Consider the following 19,252-nt stretch of genomic DNA (forward strand, 5'->3'; position numbering starts at 1 on the left):
AATGAAAAAATTGTATTGTTTTGATTTTGATGGAACGATTACCTATAAGGATACAATGTTTATGTATCTGAAATTTTATGATTCTACGAAATACCATATACAATTTTTGAGACATGTTCCTCTGTTTATTTTATTGAAATTAAAACTTGCGGAAACGGAAAAGGTCAAAAAAAGCTTCATCGGTTCAATACTGAAAGGACAATCACAAGAAAAAATAGAACGAAAATCGAGACAGTTTTTTGAGCAGCACTATCCTAAGATTGTGCGTGAAAATGCACTCGACTTTATTAAAAATATAGATCGTAATAATACTCAGAGTCTATTAGTTACGGCTTCTCTGGATATCTGGGTAAAACCATTTGCAGAGGAATTGAAAATGCAGCTGGTTTCCACGCGTGCAGAGTTTAAAAACGGTATTTTTACAGGGAATTTTATAGGGAAAAACTGTAACGGAAAAGAAAAACTCATAAGAATCCAGGAGCAGATCAACAATTCAAAATACGATAAAATAATCGCTTTTGGCGATACTTCAGGAGATAAGCAAATGCTGAAATGGGCAAATGAAGGACATTACCAATTTTTTCACTAATTTTGGGAGGTAAAAATGTAACAATGAATAAACTGTTTATTTGGTTCCTTGCTTTTTTCATGAGCTGTACAAGTGCACCGTCTTCAGTATCTAATGATACACAAAAAGGAGGTGAAATCCTTGTTTCTGAATCTCAGGGTGGCACTGAAACCGCTGGCTTCAAAATTCTTAAAAGTGAAGAAGAGCTTCAGAAAATTATAAAAGGTAATTCCAGCCTTGCTGAACTAGGACAGGATGCAGCAATTAAATACCCTGCCTTTCCAAAAAATCAAAAAGCTGTTTTATACAACCTTGGAACTTTTAGGTCAGGAGACCATAAGATCAGTGAGATAAAAAGTCTTTCTGTGAAGGATAATATTTTGTATGTAGAAGTTCCACAGCGTGAGTCCGGAGGAATGGAGATCCAGGTGATATCCAATCCTTGGGTGGTTTTTACAGTTCCTTCCAATTATCAATTCAATTCCGTCGTATTAAAATATTCAAAATAAAATGAATAAAGTATATTTAGATAACGCAGCAACAACACCCCTTTCAGAAGAAGTTATTGATGCAATGGTAGGTACCATGAAGGTAAACTTTGGAAATCCTTCTTCTACACATAGCTTTGGGCAGGAAGCTAAAATCCTGATCGAAAATGTGAGAAGGCAGGTGGCTGATTATCTACATGTAACGCCCGCTGAGATTATTTTTACATCATGCGGGACAGAGTCCAACAATATGATCATTAAATCCAGTGTGGAACACCTTGGAGTACAAAGAATCATCAGCTCTCCACTGGAACACAAATGTGTTTCAGAGAGTATAATCGATATGAAGGCAAGAAAAGGGGTAGAGGTCGTTTATATCCGTCCGAATGAAAAAGGAGATATCGATCTTAATAAATTGGAAGAACTTTTAAAGGCATCAGATAAAAAGACCCTTGTAAGCTTAATGCATGCCAATAATGAGATCGGAAATATTACCAACCTTAAAAAGATGGCTGAGATATGCAAAGCAAATAATGCACTTCTGCATTCTGATACTGTTCAGACCATGGCGCATATCGATCTTGATTTCTCTGACATTCCGGTAGATTTTGCTTCATGCAGTGCACATAAATTCCATGGACCAAAAGGAGTAGGTTTTGCCTTTATCAGAAAAGCGACAGGTCTTAAGGGGATTATCACAGGAGGACCTCAGGAAAGAAGTCTGAGAGCCGGTACTGAGAATGTTGCAGGTATTGTGGGGCTTGGAAAAGCTTTAGAGCTTTCTCTTAATCATATGGAAGCATATACCCATCATATTCAGGAAATAAAAAATTATACCATTGAAAGATTATCTGCTGAAATAGCAGGGATTAAGTTCAATGGAAGAAGTGCTGAAACTGAAAATAGTTTATACACTGTTTTAAGTGCTCTTTTACCATATAAAAATCCGTTAATAGGTTTGCAGTTGGATATGAAAGGGATCGCCATTTCTCAGGGGAGTGCATGCTCGTCAGGAGCATCAAAACCTTCAATGGTTATGATGATGGTTCTATCAGAAGATGAAATGGATAATTGTACACCTTTACGTATTTCATTTAGCCATATGACCACAAAAGCGGATATTGATGTTTTCGTAAATGCCCTGAAAGAAATTTCAGATGATTTGGTTATAGAAAAAACAAATGTTCAGCATAGATAACCTTATTGCTGAAAAGTAGTAATTTTGATGATCCAATTAAGGATTAAAAAAACAATAGAATATTAATTTAAATAAAATAAAAAAAATGGCTTTAGAAATTACGGATAGCTCATTTCAGGAAACGGTTTTGAAATCTGATAAACCAGTATTGGTAGACTTTTGGGCGGTATGGTGTGGACCTTGTAGAACACTGGGACCAATCATTGAAGAAGTAGCAACAGATTTTGAAGGAAAAGCTGTAGTAGGAAAAGTAGATGTAGACAACAACCAGGAAATTTCTATGCAGTATGGCATTAGAAATATCCCTACAGTTCTTATTTTTAAGAATGGTGAAGTTGTTGATAAATTAGTTGGAGTAACACCAAAAGAAGTGATCGCAGAAAAATTAAGCGCACACTTATAAAAAAAATAACTTTGATAATGAATGCCTTCCGCTTTTGGGAGGCATTTTTTTAACAAATAATTTGCAGGTAATTAAAAAAGGTGTAATTTTGCAATCACAAAAAAGAAACAAGTTCTTTAACAAAATTTGATCCGGTAGTTCAGTTGGTTAGAATGCCGCCCTGTCACGGCGGAGGTCGCGGGTTCGAGTCCCGTCCGGATCGCAATCAAATTTATTTGAAATTATAGAACTACTGATCCGGTAGTTCAGCTGGTTAGAATGCCGCCCTGTCACGGCGGAGGTCGCGGGTTCGAGTCCCGTCCGGATCGCATATCAAATTTGATTGAAAAACTCAGGACTACTGATCCGGTAGTTCAGCTGGTTAGAATGCCGCCCTGTCACGGCGGAGGTCGCGGGTTCGAGTCCCGTCCGGATCGCAATATAAAATGCTGTAAATATTATTTACAGCATTTTTTGTTTTTAAAGTAAATATAATCGGAAAGATTTCCTTTTTACTTTTGATTTACTATATAGATATTTGTGGTTGGCATAAAGAAAGAATGTGAGCTTATAATGGAGTTCTACAACACAAAAACTACTTCCCTGTCAATAATCAGAAATTTCATCTTTTGTGATAGATTGATCATGCTATCTAAGTATAATTACTTTTTAATTTATCCTTACTCGAAGTAATATCAAATATACATGAGCATTTTTTACTTTTCTTTTTAAAGGATAGTATTAGCATAAATTTCAGCCTTACTTTATTTATGTAAAGTTTTTTTATCATTCAATTCCGTTTATAAAGAATCATGTAAATGAAACCTATTTTATACGGTGCGAAAAACAAAAAATATTGAAATAAATCAGGAGATAAGTAACAGTTTCTTTTGAACTTTATGCTTTAAAAAGCAAAATACATATTTTAAACTCCTTCCTAATTATATGATTAGTTTGTGTTTATAAATTATTGATAATCATATGGCTAAATCTTTATCGCATTATCCGTACGTATAAATTTCTTATAATAACTTACCCCAGATTTATAAATCTAGATATGCTTTAGTTGTTACCTGTGTAAAGCTAATGCATCTTTGCTCTACAGATAGAAGAATTGTGACCATATCTACTAACGTTTTATTTTTCATGGTAAGGAAAAGTAGAAGTACTGCAAATGTCTTTTTCTGTTATTTCATGTCCCTTATAGTTTTCAAGAAAAATTTAAGTTAACAGGTGTGACTTGAAAGGAGAAGATGTAAAATGATTATAATTATATAGAAATGAATTTCATGAAAGGATGGTATGTTATTTATACCAAATCACGTTACGAAAAAAAAACTGCTCAAATCCTAACTGAGCAAAATTTCAAAGTGTATTTACCTCTCAATAAAACAATCTCTCAATGGAGTGATCGTAAAAAGAAGGTTGAAAAACCGCTTTTTAGTTCTTACGTTTTTATTTATTTAGAAACAATAAAAGATTACTTACGAGCTCTTGCGATTGAAGGTGTGGTCATATTTATCAAGTTTGGAAATCGACTGGTCCGTGTTCTTGATGAAGAAATAGATAGAATAAGAGTATTTCTTAATGAATTCTCAGATGTTGAACTTAGAAATTCATTAGATATTAAAGTTGGTGAGAAGAGGAGAATCAGTTCAGGGCCTTTTGAAAATTATGACTGTGAAATAATAAAAATAGATAACAAGAAAAAAATCTGTGTAAGAATTGAATCATTAAAGTATAGTATTTTAGCTGAAATGCATTCTTATCATTTAATTTAAGATCTATAATGGAGTTATAAGAATATTAGCTTAATTATTAGAGAAATAAAATACATTGTATGGTATATTCTTATACTATACAATGTATTTATATAATGTTATCCTTTTGTCAGTTACTTTCCACCATTTGCCTTAAGGTCAGCTTTACAATTATTATCCAATTGAGGAACATTTCCATTTATAATAAAGCCTAAAATATCTGTGGTTTCAGAAGCGTAGTACATCAGACAATTTTGATTATTACAATGGTTTCCATTGGAAGAATCTTTGTGATCTGTCTGCATCGGGGATCCTAGATTTACTAATCCCATCAAATGTCCCAGTTCATGCTCAAGCACTGTGGCTTCAAGTTTTGTTCTGCTGGTCTGCCCAAATCCTCCGGAATTTTCCTGAATTGTTTTTCCGAATAAAGCAATTGATGTATTGCGGTATGCAATTCCTAACGTATTAGAATTGCCGCTATATTTCCCGTTGGTATATAGAATGTTTACTGCAAGAGTTGATCCGTTGGTAAATACAGTTCGGTTTGTATTCTCAATTTGTCTTATATCATCCGCAGATAAAGTGGAGGAGGATGTTCCCGGAATTTCTCTTTGAATAACGTTTATACCACCATCTTTGCGGAGAAAAGTGGATAGGAAGTTTTTCAAATGATCAACAGCTTGCGAATTCGGGGCATATCCCGGCATATACTGAATTTCGATCAATAATGAATTATACCGGTTATTGCTTAATAGGTCGTTGGCTGACGCGCCAACAGGACGCGTATGGTTGTAATCTGATGATCCATTGCTGAATTCATTATCTCTGCTACAGGATATTGTACATAGCAAGGCTAGAAACGGAATAATTAGTTTTTTAATCATAGGTTTTGTGTCTTTTGTTAAATATTTAATAATGCAATATTAGTAAAAATAAGTTTTGTGGTAGTAATATCACAGTAATGTATTTGTTCTATATCTGTTTTTTTATGTTGAACTCATTTCTTAAACCCGGCGGGTTTGTTTTTATTAATGAAAACAAATTGATTTTTCATAGATAATGATAGTGTCAGTCAGCTTTTATACTGATATTTTAATCGTTCTTAACCGTATTTTTACGATATTTTTAACCATCATTATGATTATTCCGTTTTAGGTCTGATATTTGTACTGAGTAGCAAAACTAATCGACCTTTTAAATTTATGAACGTAATTGTGAAAAAATCTTTTTTATACAGTCTTATACTGGTTTTATTTTTAGTATCATGTAAAAAGGAAATTGAAAAAATAAATGATACTTTAGGAACCGATACAACTACCACAGAAAGTCCAACGGAAAAAACTGATTCAATAAAAAAAGATTCAGTGGTTAAAAAGGAATCTGTACCTCCGGCAATGCAGGAAACCGGCTTTTATAATGCTTTTGTACTTCCAAAAGATAAAAAGCTTAGAGATTCTGTATATGCTGCATTCAGCAAAAAATATAATGAAAGAGAACGGTATGCTATTTTAGCACTGAACAGATTGGATTCTAAAAATAAATGGAATTCTGATACATTGGTAGTTCCGGCCAAAATAGATACCACACTGATGGCTTATTCACCTTTTCCAATGCAATTGGATGTATTGAGTAATGTAAAGAAATTTGTTATTTTTTCTTATCCGATTCAGGCGTATGGAGTGTATTCCAACGGGAGTCTTGTAAAGTGGGGACCAACCAGTATGGGAAAAAAAACCGCACAGACCACAAGAGGATTAACTTTTGCCAACTGGAAAAAGAAGCTTTCCATTTCGACGGTTAGTAGTGAATGGAAATTACCTTATAATTTCAATATTTTTAACACAGGAGGAATCGGATGGCATCAATATGACCTACCCGGCTATCCGGCATCGCATTCGTGTCTACGGCTATTGAAAAATGATGCCCAATGGTTATATTCTTATGCAGATACCTGGATCCTGAATCCGGGAGGAGCCACCACTAAAGCAAAAGGAACTGCAGTAATGGTTTTTGGTGATTACAAATGGGGGCACAGGAAACCGTGGAGAAATCTGTTGGATGATCCTAATGCAAATAATATTTCTGTAGAAGAAATGAATAAGCTCATAGAGCCCCATATTGAAAAAATAATAAAAGAGCAGGAGAACAGGGAAAAAGTGGCAGATTCTATCAAGGCAGCGAAGGCTGTTGAGATTCAGGAACCTGCAGTTAAGCCACAAGTGCTTGCACCTTAAGACTTCTTTTCAAATTGTAAAGTAGATTCTTCTGCAAATTTTCTGAGCTTCTGCATTTCATCTTTAGCTTTACTTTGTCCGAATCTGGCCGCAGCATATGTTGCGGCAATACAAAGCAACATGATAAACGAGGCATTGAGTGCCCAAGGAAATTCATTGCTTTTGATTTGTTTTTCTACATAGTACATGGTGAAAAAGGTCATCCATAAAATCGAAAAAGAGAAATAGAGAAACATAAAGAAGGTCCACACAGCCGAGCTTGGCCCGAATACTCCACGGATCACAATATCATCATCTTCTGCCTCCACGCGAAGAGAAAGTCTGGGTTTCCAGTAATTATCATAAGGTGTTTCCACACAGATGGTAGCTACCTCCTTATTGACATTGCCGGAAAACTCTCCTTTGTGTTCCTTGAGGTATTTGTTAAGGTTTTCAGCATATTCTTCTTTACTGAGATGGGTAAACATTTTAAACCTCGGTCGTGTGCGTATCTTATCTAATGTGGTTTCTTCTGTTTTCATATTATTCCTGATAGGGGATTGGGTCTTCCAGAGTAAAGCTCAGTGTAAGTTCCTGGTCTTTCCTTTTTATAAGCATGGTAATGGTTTTTCCTTCTTCAGATTTCATCAGTTCCATAATGTATTCCAAAGTCATATCAAGGGTTTTTCTACCATTGATTGTAATAATCCGGTCGTCTTTTTTTAGTCCTGCTCTATCTGCGGGAGAATCTTTACGTACACCTGCAATAGAAAATAAAGGCTTTAGTACAAATTTGTACTGTAAGTTATTATTAATCACCTCGATTTCATTACTTGCCTTTTTTGCACCGGTTTCAAGGGCTACAAAATCTTTTTCCCAGGATAATCCATCCTGTTGAAAATCAAGACCACTCATATTAAAATGGAAGGGGTCGTCATAATTTTTATTTTTCTTTAAGTAGATTTTCTGGTTAGGATAATCAAAAATGATAGTAAATCGGCGGAGAATTTCTCCTCCCACTGAACCCCTTCTGTTTTCAACAAGATTTACATGCTGAATAGAAAACTCATCCGGCATCGCAGTAAGAGGCTTTTCAAACTTAAAATCCCCCAGGTAAAAGTTATGAATACGGCTTCTTTTTCCGTATACATCTCCATTAAATCCTCTGCCTAAAAAATCATCAATATTAGGACGGTTGTACACAAAATTCTTTATCAGAGTAGGAAAGAGCCATATAGGATCGCTGTTCCCTAAGTCTATAAGAAGTTTGGATGTCTTCTTTTCATTGGTCATTTCAACCTCTGCTTCAATATACGGTTTATTTTTTTCAATAGAAATGGGAAACTCCTCAAATCTTTTGGTTTTTTTCCTAAGCAGTTCAATATCGTTGTAGATGGTAATCTTTTTGGAAACGTAATCTATAGAAACAGCATGATCTTTAAAAAAATGATATCCTATGATACCGTTAACAGGGATTCCTACATGAGAAGAAATATTAAATTCCTGATTAACGATAATAAAAAGGCTCAGAGACTTGTTGATAAAATTTTTTCCTATTGTACCTGTATTATTATCGGAACGAAATCCATCTATACTTGCGTTCCCACCCAAACCTGAAAATTTGATCTTTTCAAGTGTTGTTAGTTTTACTTCTTTGTTTTCGAGGCTGAAAATTGATGTTTCAGCAACTCCTGTATCTAACAAAAAGGTTAGATCTGCTCCATTAATATTGACCGGAATGAAAATCAGATTATTAATCAGCTTAAATGGAACTACCGTCTTTTTAGCATCTTTAATCTCAAAAGAGTTCTGAGCATTGATAAAAATGCTAATCAATAAAAGCCAGATAAAACATCGATATTTCATTTACTGAATATAAGCAATTTATCGCTATGTAAAATAAAAAACATTCTCTATTTTGAGAATGTTTATGTAATTTTTAATGTTTTGTCTGATATGTTTTATTATCCGTAAATTATTTCGAAAAGAAATCCATAAGGTCAATATAATTTTTTTGATTTACTCCATGTCCACTCATGTATTCTCTGAAAGTAAAATAACAACTCAATTCATACAGCAGATCTGCAGCCTTTCTTCCCCATTCTAATGGAATTACAGCATCATCGGTTCCATGGGATACAAAAAATCTAAGCTTTTCTAATTTCTTTTTATCTCTAACGATATCACCTAAGATTTTCTCTTCAGGATAGCTGCTCAAACACGCCACATAATTAAATAAATCAGGATATTGTAATGCCAGGGCATAGCATAAAATTCCACCCTGACTGAAGCCGCATAAATGGGCCCTGCTTTCAGTAATTCCGTATTGATTAATTATTTTTAGAATATTCTCCAGAACACTGTTCAGAGATTCTTTTGCCTGATGGACATCTATAAAGTTTTCTGGATTATTAAAATCAATGTCATACCATGAATATCCTTCGAATTGAGTATTCTTTGGAGCCCTGAAACTAACGATGATCCAGTCGGCGGGGAGGGTTTCCCTGAAACTAAAAAGATCCTGTTCATTGCTTCCATAACCATGAAGCATAAAAAGTATTGGAGTAGAAGAAGTAATATTTTCTGGTTCTCTTACAATATAATCTAAATTCATACTACAAAGATAAGTAATAAATCAAATTGCTAAATTTTTATGTTTTGAATAATCACGGCTTTAATTTTAACTATAAAATATGAATAATGCTTAAAATCAGACATAAATATTATTTTTATTGATTTGATATTGTTTGGAAATCTTTATTGGAAATTTTTCATAAAAGTTATTTTTATATTGATAAAAAACCTATATTTGAAACATTAAAAAATCTATTTGGAGAAATGAAGCAATTTTACAAATCAAAAAGTTTATTAAGACTTTCTTTTTTATTCATCGTATTATTTTCGGTAATTTCTATATTAAATTCTTGTAAAAAAGATGATGACGATGAAGACTTTAAAGATCATATCGTACAATTTGAAGTAAAGGGGAGTACAGGTGTTATTTCAAAAACCATCGTTACTCAGGTTGGAACTACGGTAAATAATATGTATAATACTACATTGACTCCCATTACCCTTCCTTGGTCAAGCGGTGAATTTTTTGTTAACTCCAGCCAGGCCCAGTTAAATCTTTCAGCTAATGCAACGATGCCTGACGATGATTCTAAACTTATTGTAAGCATTTGGATTGATGGAGAAGTGGCAAAGAGTGATACCGTTGTTGGTAAAGGTGTTTTAAGTGCTGCTGTTTTTCACAGCTTCTTGGAATTATAAAAAGTTTAAATTACAAATAAAGAAAAGACCGCTTATACCAGGCGGTCTTTTTTTGATATATTCTGTTGATGGCAAGTGCAATAGGTTCTGTTGAATTTTTCGTAGGAACGTCTAGTCAAAGTTTAAAAATGTTTTTCTTTTATTTGAAATGTTATTATTGAACTTTAATTATGAAGTAACTTTTCTTTCCTTTTTGCAGTAATAAAAATTTACCATCGATCAGGTCACTTTCGTTTGCCGTAAAAGTATCATTTATTTTTTGCTTGTTTACGGAAATCGAATTTCCTTTGATCTCTCTTTGGGCTTCACTTTTTGATTTTAGAAATCCTGATTTTTCTGAAAGAAGATCAATAATGTTGATTCCCAATACATCTGCTTTTGCTACTTCTTTTTGTGGAACTCCGTCAAAAACTTCAAGGAAAGTTTCCTCATCCAGACTTACCAAATCTTCAGCAGTGGAGCGGCCGAAAAGAATTTCTGAAGCCTTTAAAGCCTTTTCATATTCTTCTCTTCCATGAACCCATACGGTTACTTCTTCTGCTAATTTCTTTTGAAGTTTTCTTTCATGTGGAGCTGTTTTGTGCTCTTCTATTAATGCTTCAATTTCTTCTTTACCCAGAAATGTATAAAATTTAATAAATCTTTCGGCATCAGCATCGGTTGCATTCAGCCAGAATTGGTAGAATTTATACGGTGATGTTTTCTTCTTATCTAACCAGTAATTTTCACCACTCTCGGATTTTCCGAATTTGGAGCCATCTGCTTTCGTGATCAAAGGAACCGTTAATGCAAAAGCTTCTCCTTGTGCCTTTCTGCGGATCAGTTCTGTCCCTGTAGTGATATTTCCCCACTGATCAGAACCTCCCATTTGTAACTTTACATTATTATTCTGGTACAAGTGCAGGAAATCATATCCCTGAATCAGCTGATAAGTAAATTCAGTAAAACTCATCCCTTCAGCTCCGGCTTCCCCTGAGAATCTCTTCTTTACGGAATCTTTAGCCATCATATAGTTTACAGTAATGTTTTTTCCCACATTTTTGGCAAAGTCTAAAAACGAGATGTTTTTCATCCAGTCGTAATTGTTTACCAACTCAGCCTTATTGGCTCCATCTCCATCAAAATTCAGAAACTGAGAAAGCTGATTTTTCAAACAGTCGACATAATGTAAAAGTGTTTCCTCATCCAGAAGATTTCTCTCTGCAGACTTTCCTGAAGGATCCCCGATCATCCCGGTAGCACCTCCTACTAATGCAATAGGCTTGTGGCCATGCTGTTGAAAATGAGCTAAAATTTTAATTTGAATAAGACTTCCAATATGCAAAGAATCAGCAGTTGGATCAAAACCGATATACGCAGTAGTTACCTCTTTATTCAGTTGTTCATCGGTTCCTGGCATCATATCAGCAAAAAGACCACGCCATTTTAATTCTTCAATAAAGGAATTCATATTATAATTTTTCTTTAAAATTTAACTGTGCAAAGATAGTAAATTCAGAAGTACGGATGGTAAAGTGTGAGGGCTAAAAAGCGAAAAGCCAAAAAACAGAAAGGCAAGAATCCCATACTATATGGGTCAATTTACCCTTTCATGATTTCTCGATCACGGCATAATCATTTTATCATGTAAAAACTGTCCGAGTAACTGTTTTACGAATCCTGGATTTTGCGATTTTGCCATTCAGCCTTATTGTCATTTCCCTGAAAATAAATTATATTTGTTACTAATGAACGACGAACAGTTATTTTCACTTATTCAGAAAGCTAAAGAAAAAGACCAGAAGGCCCAGACAAAACTTATTAATATTTTTTGGGTGGATGTCTTTTCTTTTGTGATGAAAAAAGTCCGTGACGAAAATGATACAGATGAAATTACGGTCAATGTTTTTTCAAAGGTGTTATCTAAACTGGATATGTACGATCCTCATTTTCAGTTTAAAACATGGATACTGACAATTGCTCAGAATACGGTTATTGATTTTTGGCGAAAGAGAAGCCGTGAAAATCAGGATCCGACAGAAAACCTGGATGAAGTGAAGAACCAGTTTGCCAAATCTCCGGAAGAACTGATGATTTCTGATGAAGAGCAAAAGAAAATCATTAAAACAATTGAATCCTTAGATGCCAATTATCAGGATATCATAAAACTCAGATTTTTTGAAGAGAAAAGCATAAAAGAAATAGCTGAAGAGTTGGGAATTTCTGTTGCAAATACCAAAGTAAGGGTAATGCGTGCTAAAAAAGTCCTGGCTGAGCTTCTCAAAAACAATGAGTTTGATGAGGATTGATAAGTATTAAAATATCTCTGAAGTTTCAAAAGATATGACTACAAATGAAACTCAGCTTTTGTTTTTGGAAACTTAAAAGTTCTTTCTTCTGAATTTCTGTTTTGTAAATTAATCTTCCAGTCTTTTTTTATGACGGTTTCTTTTTCAGATTTTCCGTTGTCTGGGTTATCTTTACCTTCTACTTCTTTAGAATATACCAACTGTCCGGTGGAAAGGTTGTAATCAATATCCGCCCAATAGTCTCCCGGTCTTCCGTAGCTAAGGGAATGACCAATCAGTTCGAAATGTCCATCCTGAAAACGGTATTTATCCGTGTATCCCCATTTCCAGCTGCTTCCACCAGCCTGAGTAATTTCTAAAATTCCTTTGTTAATGGCCATACTCTGATAAGGATCTCCCATCATTCCTCCATGATTACTTTCTAGGATGGCTTTTCTTGATTTTTCTAAGATGCTCCACTTACCATTTGTTTTTTTTAGAATCTGGATTTCACGGATATTTCCCATATCCGTAGTATCTTTCGTATTGTAGATAATTACTTTTTCTGGGATTTTATCGCCGTCAAGATCGCCATCTACGGTTTCTATAATCTCAGATCCCACAGGTTGAAATTCTTTTTGGGCAGAGCAAATGATACTGAAGAATAGAGATAAAAGGAAGAAGGTTGTTTTCATGGAAAAAATTTGGTGATCTAAATTACAATTATATTTTTAATTATGTGTTCCATCAATTTCTGCATTAGATGGTTTCCATTAAAAATTCCTTAACTTTGAAGTTCAATTTTAGAAATGGAAAATTTAGTTCAAGACACTACCGTTCAAAAACCAAAGTGGATTCGTGTAAAACTGCCTACCGGAAAGAATTACAGAGAACTGAGAACCTTGGTTGATAAATATAAATTAAATACAATTTGCCAGAGTGGGAGCTGCCCGAATATGGGGGAATGTTGGGGTGAGGGAACTGCAACTTTCATGATCCTGGGGAATATCTGTACGCGGAGCTGTGGATTTTGTGGTGTAAAAACCGGAAAACCTATGGATGTAAACTGGGATGAACCCGAGAAGGTAGCACGTTCGATCAAATTAATGAAAATTAAGCATGCAGTACTTACTTCAGTGGACCGCGATGATCTGAAGGATATGGGATCCATTCTGTGGGGGGAAACTGTAAATGCGGTACGAAGAATTTCTCCGGGAACTACAATGGAAACATTGATTCCTGATTTCCAGGGAATAACAAAGCACCTTGATCGATTGGTGGATGTTGCTCCGGAAGTGATTTCTCATAACATGGAAACAGTAAAACGTTTAACAAGGGAAGTGAGAATTCAGGCTAAATATGAAAGAAGCCTTGAAGTATTAAGATACCTGAAAGAAGCAGGACAGAGAAGAACCAAAACGGGTGTTATGCTTGGTTTGGGAGAAACAAGAGATGAAGTTTTCCAGACGATTGAGGACATCAGAAATGCCAACGTGGATGTGATTACCTTGGGGCAGTATCTTCAGCCTACTAAAAAACATCTTCCTGTAAAAAAATTCATTACACCGGAAGAATTTGATGAATTCGGTGATTTTGCAAGAAGTTTAGGTTTCAGACATGTTGAAAGTTCACCACTTGTAAGAAGTTCTTATCACGCAGAAAAACATATTCACTAAAAATACAAATCGCTCCAACACGGAGCGATTTTTTTTATTAAAAATGACCAGTTGATATGTAAACCAGCAAAACTCAATTTAGCTATTTAGCCTTCATCACCCCTCAATTTTAGCCAAATGCTTTTTCCTGAACTCTGATGGTGTTTCACCTACATGCTGTTTGAATAGCTTATTAAAATACGACAGACTTTCAAAACCTACCTGAAAACAAACTTCCGTTACGGACGAATCTTTTAACAAAAATATCTTTGCCTGATTGATCCTGTAGTTGTTTACAAAATCAGTAAATGTCATATTGGTTTGCTTTTTAAAATAGCGGCAGAAAGCCGCAGTACTCAGGTTTACTGTTGCTGCAATGTGATTGACATTCGTTTTTTTATCATAGTTTTCATGAATGTAATCGTAAATTGTTCCCATTCTTATTTTATCGTTAAGAAACCATTTGATCCGGGTATCTTCATTATTCAGTTCTTTTACTTCATTTGAGTTGGCAAGGATCTGTAGGATTTCAATTAATCCGATGAGGGAATCAAAATTTCCTGTAGTCATGAGGCTATGCATTTTTTCAACGACGATCCGCTTTGTGTCTCCTGAGAAAGATAGTCCAAGATAGGAACGTTCCAGAAGTTGTCTGATATCGTCAAATTCGGGAACCGGATCAATAATATCCTGTAAAAAATTTTCTCTCATCTGGAGAACCATCTGTCTGCACTCTGTTTGGATTTTGTAATCGAAGTTGAGATGTGGAACATTAGAGCCAATCAGTAAAAGATCACTATTGGTAAAACCGGAAATATCTTTTCCTATATGGCGGATTCCATTTATGGCTTCAACATAAACCAATTCTATTTCAGGATGATAATGCCAGAAAAAGCAGTCTTTCAAGGAAGGAGAAAAAAGCTTGAATGATTTTCCTTTTTCGAAGTCAATAATTTCTTTCTGGATTTTCATTTGGTTCTATCTTGATTATTTTAAGATTTAAAATTAAACAAAAAGGTCAATATGGAGCAAATTTTTATCATTTGAGTGGAAGCAAAATTGAAAATTTCTATCGATTTTTGCACTTTCAAATAATAGGATTGCTTTTACTATCTCTAAAACAAAGAAGCAATTAAAAGAAACAAAATGATATGGGAATGATAGATAAGAGGATTATACCACTGGCCATTGGTGGTTTGGGGATTGGAACAACAGAATTCACCATTATGGGCTTACTGCCCGATATTGCTAAAACTTTACAGGTAAGTATTCCCGAAGCCGGGCATCTTATTTCTGCATATGCACTAGGAGTCGTTATTGGGGCTCCGATATTAATCGGTTACTCTGTGAAGTTTCCACCTAAAAAAGTATTGATTGTTTTAATGATGATTTTTACTTTGTTTAACGGTTTATCAGCGATAGCACCAGATTACACATCAATGCTCATTATCCGGTTTTTGTCTGGCCTGCCACATGGAGCATTTTTCGGAGTAGGGACCGTAGTGGCATCTCGGCTGGCAGGAAAAGGCAAGGAGGCATTCTATATTTCTTTAATGTTCACCGGGCTTACTATAGCGAACCTGGCAATGGTGCCCCTGGTCACTTATATAGGGCATACCTTCCACTGGAGATGGTATTTCGTGATTGTCGCGGTAATTGGATTATTTGCCTTATTGTTTTTAAAGTTCTGGCTTCCTACCATGGAAACAAAGCAGGATACACACTTTCTGGAGGAATTAAAATTTCTAAAACATAAACAATCCTGGCTGGTATTATTAATTACCGCAATAGGATTTGGCGGACTATTTACCTGGTTTAGTTATATTACACCACTAATGACCATCATTGCAGGCATTAAGGCAAGCCAGATGGCATATGTTATGATTTTGGCGGGAGCAGGAATGGTAGTGGGAAATCTGGCTGGAGGTTTTTTATCAGATAAATTAGGGCCAGAAAAAACATGTTCTCTTTTATTACTTCTGATGATGTCGTCATTGGCAGGTGTATTTTTCTTTTCAGAAAACAGTATTATTGCTCTGGTACTTACTTTTGTATGTGGTGCGTTATCAATGTCTGTGGCTGCCCCGATTAATATTATGATGATGAAAGCCGCTCCAAGAAGCGAAATGATGGCTGCGGCCTTTATGCAGGCCGCTTTTAATATTGCCAATGCAATGGGAGCATTTTTAGGTGGAATTCCTTTAGAACATGGATTTTCGTTTAAATATCCTTCTTTGGTGGGTGTCGGAATGACGTTTATAGGACTGATGATCAGTATACGGTATATGTATTTATACAGATCTTCAAAACTTATAACAGACGAAATAACAGTGGAATGTATTCCGGGAGATCAATAAAAAAAAGAGGCATTTGCCTCTTTTTTTAACCCTTTATGCTTCAACTTCATTACCGTTCTTACACCAGTAAAGGGCATTGTATACATTTTCTTTAGGAAAAGACTTGAATTCACCGGGCATCAGGACACTGAATATATCGGTGAAATTCTGAACACCTTTGCTATCCGTCACAATAGCTGTACGATTCCATTTAGCAAGGTTTTTTAGTCCCAAAAGTGCGTCTTGTAACCAGGCTCCCATGGTAAAATTCTCCAGATCCGTATCTAAATACAATAAATAATTAAGTTCATCAAACTGATCGACCTTTTGTTTTACATGGGGAATAACAAGGTTTTCAAAGTCCTCTCGGGTCACTTCTCCCGTTGCGCTGAACGCCGCAACATTCTCCGGGGCATCTGGAATAATAGTAATCATAGTATATTTTTTATGGTTTGGTGATATTTCACCAACAATAATTACACCAATAATCGTCTGAAAATCGTTAAAATACTCACAAATATTAGTATTTTAGTTTAAAATATTAATATGGATTTAAAATCGAATGAACCATTTTGGTTATTAAAGAATGGATTGACAGCCTCTTATCCTTCTTTAAAATCAGATGAAGAATGTGATGTATTGATTATCGGGGGTGGGATAACGGGAAGTCTGATTGCCCACCAGATGGTAAAAGATGGATACAGGACGATCCTTATTGATAAACGGGAGATTTGTAACGGAAGCACCTCAGCCACTACTTCTATGCTGCAATATGAAATTGATATTCCACTTTTTAAACTGATTGATCAGATCGGGGAAAAAGGAGCTGTTGAAAGCTACAAAGCCTGTTCAGATGCTATTGATATAATAGAACAGCTTACAAAAGAATTAAAATCAAAGGCCGGTTTTAAAAGAAAAAGATCTCTGTATTATGCGTCAAGAAAAAAAGATGTACCGTGGTTGCAGCAGGAATTTGAAGCCAGAAAAAAATACGGATTCGAAGTGGAATGGCTGGATTCTGAAGAAATTCAAAAAGAATTCGGATTTCAAAATATATTTGGAGGAATTGTTTCTAAGCAGGGAGCAAGCGTAGATGCATTCAAATTGGCCCATGAATTATTGGAATTTAATCATAAGAAAGGACTTCTTGTATTTGATAAGACAGAGATGAAAGCGGCAAAGAGTTACAGAGGATATAATCTTGTAAGCACAGCAAACGGACCTCAGATCAAAGCTAAAAAGATCATTTATTGTATAGGCTATGAGAGTAAAAGTCTGATCAAAGAAAATTTTGTGGATCTCAAAAGCACATATGCTCTAGTTTCCGAGATTGATGATGATAAATTTAAAAATATCTCCAGTACACTGGTCTGGAATACAGATGAACCTTATATGTATATGAGGACTACCGATGACGGAAGGTTGCTGATCGGAGGAGGGGATGAGGATTTTTATGACGCGAAAAAGCGGGATGAATTGCTGGATAAAAAAGAAAAACAGATTCTGAAAACATTAAAAAAGATCAGGCCCGATTACCATTTTTATACAGATTTTGTATGGGCTGGAACCTTCGGGGAAACTAAAGACGGGTTACCTTATATAGGTGAACATGAGAAATTCAATAATTCCTATTTTGTGCTTGGTTTTGGTGGAAACGGGATTACTTTTTCAGTTACAGGAATGGAAATGACATCTCTTTTTATGAAAAATAAAAAACATCCCTTATCGAGATATTTTAAGTTTGAAAGATAAAACCAGATGGTTATCAAAACATCATCCACCTGGTTTTATCATTACTATATTGGTGGCTTCCAAGCTGCCAATATTATATAGTATATCCGCTTTTTCTGGCCAATTCCAAGATTGAAGTTTCGATAGCTTTGCCCAGATCATCAGAGTCTGCATTTCCTCTTTTTTTCATTTCGTTATTGATATATTCCTGTCTTTTTTTGGAAAGCCCCTCAATTTCTTTTTGAATCTTTTCCCGTTCGGCAGATTTCTCGGTTACCAGCCTTTTTACTTCTTCTTTAGTTTTGCCTTTTAATTCAGCGGGAAGTTCACTTTCTTTAACAGTTGTTATAAAGTTGACATCCTTTTCCGCTTTGTCTACAAGGTCCCAATGATCATTCTTATATGCATTCTTTTTACTTTTGGCTACCGTTCTTTCCACCGCATTGGAAACAGACTGAACTGCTGCATTTTTATCCTGCATGATCTGTTTGCTCTTGTATTCGGAACCATGGCTTCCGTAATATACATAAGTGTCATTGAGTTTCGTGTTATACTCTGAAATTTTAGCATCATATGGTGTTTCCACATAGATTACCTTTCTGTCACTATCGATATTAAAGTACTTTCCATCACCTGTAACAGCTCCATTTTGCCAGAATGACTGGATGCCTTCATTTCTGTCACCACAAAATATAGTATTGGTATAGATTTTTTTTGCCTTAGCAGATGAAATAACTTCCTTGTAGTTAATTCTTCCCTGATCAAACGGCTCATTACCGGCAATGTAGATAAGTTTCATACTCTTATCATTTTTATCCCAGTTCAGATTCATAGCAGCATCCCGGATCACGGCACCGCAGTATTCACTTCCACCATTGGTTCTTAATCCGAATAATTTTTCTGAAACCAGATCCAGATCCTGTGTTAGGGGAGTTACCTGGCGGATGAAATTTTCATCGCGAATTCCGTCATTGCCATATTCATACAATGCAATTTCTATTTGTGGTGCTTTTCCTTCATACTTTAGTGTAGTCAGTGTATTTACAATATTCCAGAGTCTGGATTTAGCCTGATCGATTAATCCGTCCATGCTGTTCGAAGTATCCAGTAAAAGGGCAACCTGAATTTTGTTATCCCCTGATGATGGTTGTGCAGTATACAAAGAAGGTCTTTGTGTTGTAATGTGCTCAATTACCGAAGGATTGCTTTTTCCCATACAACGTGTCTCTGTAAGGTTATTAGAACTTAAAAAAGCAGCACCTATACTCAGTGTTAAAATTTTTAAAGTTGTCATTATTTATATTTTTAATTGTTTATTTTCTATACTAATGAATCTGCAATGTTTTGGGACTTTACCTTAAAGGAAAAATTGATGACT

20 protein-coding genes and 3 tRNA genes are annotated in these 19,252 nt (G+C 35.2%); 14 read left to right on the forward strand and 9 right to left on the reverse strand.

Going from position 1 to position 19,252, the window contains the following annotated elements:
* Window position 1 precedes the first annotated feature (1 nt).
* From G9C87_RS00385 to G9C87_RS00420, 8 genes are all read left to right on the forward strand, one after another.
* Window positions 2–589 (forward strand): HAD family hydrolase, encoded by a 588-nt coding sequence (locus G9C87_RS00385; RefSeq protein ID WP_172276701.1) that lies wholly within the window; start codon window positions 2–4, stop codon window positions 587–589.
* Between the two features lie 23 nt (window positions 590–612).
* A complete protein-coding gene (locus G9C87_RS00390; RefSeq protein ID WP_172276704.1) occupies window positions 613–1,077 on the forward strand; it encodes a hypothetical protein in 465 nt (154 codons plus the stop codon).
* 1 nt (window position 1,078) lies between these two features.
* Window positions 1,079–2,254: a cysteine desulfurase family protein gene (locus G9C87_RS00395; protein WP_172276707.1), complete on the forward strand. Its 1,176-nt coding sequence runs from the start codon at window positions 1,079–1,081 to the stop codon at window positions 2,252–2,254.
* Between the two features lie 85 nt (window positions 2,255–2,339).
* Window positions 2,340–2,657, forward strand: a complete 318-nt coding sequence (trxA, locus tag G9C87_RS00400; protein WP_034682284.1) for a thioredoxin — start codon at window positions 2,340–2,342, stop codon at window positions 2,655–2,657.
* A 128-nt stretch (window positions 2,658–2,785) separates the two neighbouring features.
* A tRNA-Asp gene (locus tag G9C87_RS00405) sits at window positions 2,786–2,859 on the forward strand.
* A 32-nt stretch (window positions 2,860–2,891) separates the two neighbouring features.
* A tRNA-Asp gene (locus G9C87_RS00410) sits at window positions 2,892–2,965 on the forward strand.
* Window positions 2,966–2,999: 34 nt separating this feature from the next.
* Window positions 3,000–3,073 (forward strand) — tRNA-Asp (locus tag G9C87_RS00415).
* 852 nt (window positions 3,074–3,925) lie between these two features.
* Window positions 3,926–4,417 (forward strand): transcription termination/antitermination protein NusG, encoded by a 492-nt coding sequence (locus G9C87_RS00420; protein ID WP_172276709.1) that lies wholly within the window; start codon window positions 3,926–3,928, stop codon window positions 4,415–4,417.
* A 113-nt stretch (window positions 4,418–4,530) separates the two neighbouring features.
* Here G9C87_RS00420 and G9C87_RS00425 read toward each other — a convergent pair whose 3' ends face one another.
* Window positions 4,531–5,283, reverse strand: a complete 753-nt coding sequence (locus G9C87_RS00425; RefSeq protein WP_172276711.1) for a M12 family metallo-peptidase — start codon at window positions 5,281–5,283, stop codon at window positions 4,531–4,533.
* Between the two features lie 330 nt (window positions 5,284–5,613).
* Between G9C87_RS00425 and G9C87_RS00430 the strand changes: the two genes are divergently transcribed.
* A complete protein-coding gene (locus tag G9C87_RS00430) occupies window positions 5,614–6,633 on the forward strand; it encodes a L,D-transpeptidase (RefSeq protein ID WP_317168516.1) in 1,020 nt (339 codons plus the stop codon).
* Here the strand turns inward: G9C87_RS00430 and G9C87_RS00435 are convergent.
* From G9C87_RS00435 to G9C87_RS00445, 3 genes are all read right to left on the reverse strand, one after another.
* A complete protein-coding gene (locus G9C87_RS00435) occupies window positions 6,630–7,154 on the reverse strand; it encodes a hypothetical protein (protein WP_172276716.1) in 525 nt (174 codons plus the stop codon). The two genes, G9C87_RS00430 and G9C87_RS00435, sit on opposite strands and share 4 nt — an antisense overlap.
* Before the next feature lies 1 nt (window position 7,155).
* Complete coding sequence (locus G9C87_RS00440; RefSeq protein ID WP_172276718.1) at window positions 7,156–8,478, reverse strand: PDZ domain-containing protein; 1,323 nt, start codon at window positions 8,476–8,478, stop codon at window positions 7,156–7,158.
* 109 nt (window positions 8,479–8,587) lie between these two features.
* On the reverse strand, window positions 8,588–9,226 hold the full coding sequence (locus G9C87_RS00445; protein WP_172276721.1) for an alpha/beta hydrolase: 639 nt from the start codon (window positions 9,224–9,226) through the stop codon (window positions 8,588–8,590).
* Between the two features lie 224 nt (window positions 9,227–9,450).
* Here G9C87_RS00445 and G9C87_RS00450 point away from each other — a divergent pair, with 224 nt between their 5' ends.
* Entirely contained in the window at window positions 9,451–9,885 is a 435-nt protein-coding gene (locus G9C87_RS00450; protein WP_172276723.1) for a hypothetical protein, read from the forward strand.
* Window positions 9,886–10,039: 154 nt separating this feature from the next.
* Here G9C87_RS00450 and tyrS read toward each other — a convergent pair whose 3' ends face one another.
* The gene (gene tyrS, locus G9C87_RS00455) at window positions 10,040–11,335 is read right to left on the reverse strand and encodes a tyrosine--tRNA ligase (RefSeq protein WP_172276725.1); all 1,296 of its coding nucleotides are present in this window, start codon (window positions 11,333–11,335) and stop codon (window positions 10,040–10,042) included.
* A gap of 277 nt (window positions 11,336–11,612) precedes the next feature.
* Between tyrS and G9C87_RS00460 the strand changes: the two genes are divergently transcribed.
* Entirely contained in the window at window positions 11,613–12,173 is a 561-nt protein-coding gene (locus G9C87_RS00460) for an RNA polymerase sigma factor (RefSeq protein WP_172276728.1), read from the forward strand.
* Between the two features lie 38 nt (window positions 12,174–12,211).
* Here G9C87_RS00460 and G9C87_RS00465 read toward each other — a convergent pair whose 3' ends face one another.
* Complete coding sequence (locus G9C87_RS00465; RefSeq protein WP_172276730.1) at window positions 12,212–12,847, reverse strand: hypothetical protein; 636 nt, start codon at window positions 12,845–12,847, stop codon at window positions 12,212–12,214.
* Between the two features lie 114 nt (window positions 12,848–12,961).
* On the opposite strand from G9C87_RS00465, the gene lipA reads away from it, so the two are divergent.
* Window positions 12,962–13,828, forward strand: a complete 867-nt coding sequence (gene lipA / locus G9C87_RS00470; protein WP_172276733.1) for a lipoyl synthase — start codon at window positions 12,962–12,964, stop codon at window positions 13,826–13,828.
* 96 nt (window positions 13,829–13,924) lie between these two features.
* On the opposite strand, the gene G9C87_RS00475 is transcribed toward lipA, so the two are convergent.
* Entirely contained in the window at window positions 13,925–14,779 is an 855-nt protein-coding gene (locus tag G9C87_RS00475) for an AraC family transcriptional regulator (protein ID WP_172276736.1), read from the reverse strand.
* A 185-nt stretch (window positions 14,780–14,964) separates the two neighbouring features.
* On the opposite strand from G9C87_RS00475, the gene G9C87_RS00480 reads away from it, so the two are divergent.
* The gene (locus tag G9C87_RS00480; RefSeq protein ID WP_410498713.1) at window positions 14,965–16,164 is read left to right on the forward strand and encodes an MFS transporter; all 1,200 of its coding nucleotides are present in this window, start codon (window positions 14,965–14,967) and stop codon (window positions 16,162–16,164) included.
* A gap of 33 nt (window positions 16,165–16,197) precedes the next feature.
* Here the strand turns inward: G9C87_RS00480 and G9C87_RS00485 are convergent, their stop codons facing one another.
* Window positions 16,198–16,578, reverse strand: a complete 381-nt coding sequence (locus tag G9C87_RS00485) for an STAS/SEC14 domain-containing protein (RefSeq protein WP_172276742.1) — start codon at window positions 16,576–16,578, stop codon at window positions 16,198–16,200.
* Window positions 16,579–16,689: 111 nt separating this feature from the next.
* On the opposite strand from G9C87_RS00485, the gene G9C87_RS00490 reads away from it, so the two are divergent.
* Window positions 16,690–17,895 carry an NAD(P)/FAD-dependent oxidoreductase gene (locus G9C87_RS00490; protein WP_172276745.1) on the forward strand — a complete coding sequence of 402 codons (1,206 nt, stop codon included), beginning with the start codon at window positions 16,690–16,692 and terminating at the stop codon, window positions 17,893–17,895.
* 73 nt (window positions 17,896–17,968) lie between these two features.
* Here the strand turns inward: G9C87_RS00490 and G9C87_RS00495 are convergent, their stop codons facing one another.
* Entirely contained in the window at window positions 17,969–19,168 is a 1,200-nt protein-coding gene (locus tag G9C87_RS00495) for a vWA domain-containing protein (RefSeq protein WP_172276748.1), read from the reverse strand.
* Window positions 19,169–19,252 lie beyond the last annotated feature (84 nt).

The sequence above is a fragment of the Chryseobacterium sp. LAM-KRS1 genome (assembly GCF_013184525.1).
In the GTDB taxonomy this organism is placed as follows: domain Bacteria; phylum Bacteroidota; class Bacteroidia; order Flavobacteriales; family Weeksellaceae; genus Chryseobacterium; species Chryseobacterium proteolyticum.